Genomic DNA, 3,323 nt, shown 5'->3' on the forward strand with positions numbered 1-3,323 from the left:
AGCTGCTCCGGCAGGCGGAGGTGGGGCTGCATGAGGCGCTGCGGCAGATGCTGATGGAGCCGTCCACGGTGCCCACGCTGCAGGTGCCGCAGGCGCGGCTCAAGACGATGCAGCTCAGCGCGCCGGAGCGCTACCTGCTGTCGCGCATCGACGGCAAGCGGGACGTGGCGGCGATCGTCCGCGTCTCGCCGCTGCACGAGCTGGACGCGCTGAAGTACTTCCAGGGCTTCCTGGACAGCGGCTTCGTGAAGCTCGCCAAGTCCTGAGCGCGGTCATGCACCGTCCCCGAACGCTGCTGTCCTGGATGATGGGCCTCCTGGCGCTCTCGGTGGGGTGCGGCGACTGCACGGGGGGCAAGGGCAAGATCGCTCGCGGCGAGACGGAGGGAGTGACGGTTGGGAGTGTCACCGACTTTCTGGCCAGGCAGGCTTCAACTCCCCCTGATCTGCAGTCGTTCTTGCTGATCGGCGAAGAGGATGAGGCCAACCGCTTCCCCTTCACGGTGGCTGTCTACGCTCTCGCCCCCCCGGGACAGCCTCGCTACAGGGGCTGTGCCGGTGTGCTGCTGACTCGTCAGCTGGTGCTGACGGCAGGCCAGTGCGTGTGCAGGCCCCACAAAGATGGGGGGCCCGGCAGTGGAGAAACCACCCGGATTGACACTTCGAGCTGCGCAGCCACAGCCGCCGTCGTCACCGCCACCTACGAGCCTCTGGAGAATCGCAAGGGCGTGGAGTCCTGGAGCGTCGAGTATCGAGGGACAGTGCGCGTCCACCCCCAGTTCGAACTCCGGATGGATGCTGCGGGAGCCATCACGGGCGATCACGCGGATCTGGCTGTCGTTCGGCTGGACACGCCCGTTCAGCCCAACATCGAACCTGTCCGACTGGCGGACGGCATAGCCCAGGCTGGAGAACGCCTGACGGTGGTGGGCCACGGCTACATTGACCCCACCGACGGCCTGGATGGAAGGCGCCGCTTCACCCACGACACTGTCTCGCAGTTGCTCGATCCCGATGGCGCCCGGGTCCAGTTCGGGTCGCCGGAGTTGTTCTCCTACAAGGGTGACACGGGAGGTCCCTGCTTGAGAGAGACGGCTCAAGGCCTTGAGCTCTTAGGCATTTCAAACAGGGGCTCGGGCAAGCCCCCGGCCTTCACCAGCACTTACGTGTACCGAGAATGGCTGGCCAACGAACTCCACCTCGCGGCAAGCGAAAGCCCACCCTAGCCGCTGCTCAACGATAATGGGGAGGGAACCAAGCTTTGACCCGGCAACTCACTCACAGTGGCTCAAGAGCCGGAAAGCATCCACCGAGGCGCTTCTGGATCTTGCTCCTCACGATCTCGGGAACTTTCTGTGTTGCTCAAGCTGGGTGCTCCGCGAGCGCTCCGAGCATCGCGGAATCTCCACGCGCTCCCGGCACCTCTGAGGGCTTGTTCCCCCATGGAGCCTTGCTCGTAGGACCAGGCCCCATGGATACAACCAACCGGTTTCTACCCACCGTCAGGGTTGCCACGGCGCTCACAAATGAGCGAGGTGAAAAATCATACAAGCCTTGCAGTGGGGTGCTCATTCACCCTCGTCTCGTCATCACCGCGGGACATTGTGTCTGTTGGTCTCGCCCTGCCACGCCTCAAGAGCAGCCGTCGCAGACATCTTCCACGACAAAACCCCAGAAGCCGGCCAAGAAAGATATCAAGACACGAGCCGAGGAGCTGCGTGGCGTCACACTGACAGAGATCATCGACAAGCACTCCCCCTGCGCCAAGGCGACGACCGTCACCACGACAGTCTACAGCCCTTCCAAGAAGGGAGTACCCGGGTCACAGACCTCGGACTACAAGAACGCCGAGATTGTACCCCATCCCGATCTTGAGGTGCTCATCGGGATCAGAAATGGGAGACCTGAAACCGTCTGGAGCAACGCGGATCTCGCGGCCATTTTCCTCAAGAACCCGGTAGAGCTTGATTTCCAACCCATGCTGCTTCCTGAAGCAGAGGTTCAAATCGGCGACGCTATCGAGATGGCCGGTTATGGAATGGGAGATTCCTCGTCTGTCTACGGGGACCGCCAGTTTGGCGAAAACAAAGTGACACGGCTCCTGATGTTGGAGACAGGGCACTCGGTGTTCAGAGCAGAGGCGCAGCGCCTGTCCGATGGCACAGTGGCGGCACATACAGGCATTGGGGACAGCGGGGGCGCCTGCGTCAAGAAAGCCAGCCCTACCGTGCTCGTCGGCATTGTCTCCATTGGCGCGCGAACGCAGGACGGCGGGAAGATGTCCGTCTTCACGAGCGTCTACTCCCACCGGAAGTGGCTGGAGCAGGCGCTCAAGAGAGCCAACAAGATCTAGGCTGGTGCTTGATTCGCGCAAGCGGGAACTGCTCGGAGGCTGTCATGGCAGATATCAACGAGGTCGGGGATCTCATCGAACAGCCATCGAATTGAACCTGGGCCTGGCGGCACCGGTGGGCGAGTTTGGGTTGACCTTTACGCGCCAACTGCTCCCCCTGCTCCAGTTCGAGGCGGGCATGGGGTTCGGGTTCTCGGGCCTCCAGGTCGAGAGCATGGCGTTCGCGAGCTTTGGCGAGCGCCATCAGTTCCGAGCTGGGTTATCGCTACTGGTCCCCCAGCCACGTCGCCTTCTCCGCCGGCCTTGGAGTCACCACCCTCTTCAATGGCCAGAATTTGGATATCTGTATAGATACCTGCAGCTCTTCCGACATCTGGGCCGTGCCTTACCTTCGGCTGGCCTTGGGGTTCTGGTAGGCGGCGCGGCCCAGGCTGTGCTCCCGGACTCAGAGCTGTGGCGGCGGGGCGTGCCCGACGGGCGCCGTCATCTCCACTGTGCCCTCCTCCGACTCATCGTCCTCCTCCTGGCCCTCGGGCTTCGCCGGGGTTGGAGGGGTGACTGCGGGCTGGACGGCGGGTGTCATCGCCTTCTCCGCCACGGCGGGCTCCACCACCGCCGGAGCCGACTTCTCCGCCACGGCCTGCGGCGGCGGTGCCGGGAGCCGCTCCAGCGCCAGGCGCATCGCCTCGCGCCCGAGCCAGGTGCCCCGAATGCGCCACAGCGGCTCATTGACGACGATCGCCGCCACGGCCACGCGCGGGTGATCCTTGGGCGCGAAGCCCACGAACCACGAGTAATCATGGAACGGGCTCTTGTCCGCCAGCGTGCCCGTCTTCCCCACCGCGCCCGGCACCCGGAAGGCCCGCTCGCGGAAGATGCGCCGCGCGGTGCCGTTCTTCACCGTCTGCTCCATCATGTCCGCGAGCGCACGCTGCACCTCGGGAGGCAGCACCTGCTCGCCAGAAGGAGGA

3 protein-coding genes and 1 pseudogene are annotated in these 3,323 nt (G+C 64.1%); 3 read left to right on the plus strand and 1 reads right to left on the minus strand.

The features are described 5' to 3' along the window. The 3 genes and pseudogenes from ACJ8AT_RS36165 to ACJ8AT_RS36175 all read left to right on the plus strand — a co-directional run. Positions 1-266, plus strand: a pseudogene (locus ACJ8AT_RS36165) (hypothetical protein); the annotation flags it as partial. A gap of 38 nt (positions 267-304) precedes the next feature. Continuing rightward, complete coding sequence (locus ACJ8AT_RS36170; RefSeq protein ID WP_407742529.1) at positions 305-1,225, plus strand: trypsin-like serine protease; 921 nt, start codon at positions 305-307, stop codon at positions 1,223-1,225. 245 nt (positions 1,226-1,470) lie between these two features. Continuing rightward, positions 1,471-2,352 (plus strand): trypsin-like serine protease, encoded by an 882-nt coding sequence (locus ACJ8AT_RS36175; protein ID WP_407742530.1) that lies wholly within the window; start codon positions 1,471-1,473, stop codon positions 2,350-2,352. Between the two features lie 445 nt (positions 2,353-2,797). On the opposite strand, the gene ACJ8AT_RS36180 is transcribed toward ACJ8AT_RS36175, so the two are convergent. Then, the coding region (locus ACJ8AT_RS36180) for a penicillin-binding transpeptidase domain-containing protein (RefSeq protein WP_407742531.1) at positions 2,798-3,323 on the minus strand (526 nt) is incomplete at its 5' end.

Source organism: Hyalangium sp. (assembly GCF_045802625.1).
Classification (GTDB): Bacteria; Myxococcota; Myxococcia; order Myxococcales; family Myxococcaceae; genus Hyalangium.

What these genes read in the sequence shown, in the direction of transcription:
- ACJ8AT_RS36175 (WP_407742530.1), top strand. Translation starts at nt 1,471, where the DNA reads ATGGATACAACCAACCGGTTTCTACCCACCGTCAGGGTTGCCACGGCG.
- ACJ8AT_RS36170 (WP_407742529.1), top strand. Translation starts at nt 305, where the DNA reads ATGATGGGCCTCCTGGCGCTCTCGGTGGGGTGCGGCGACTGCACGGGG.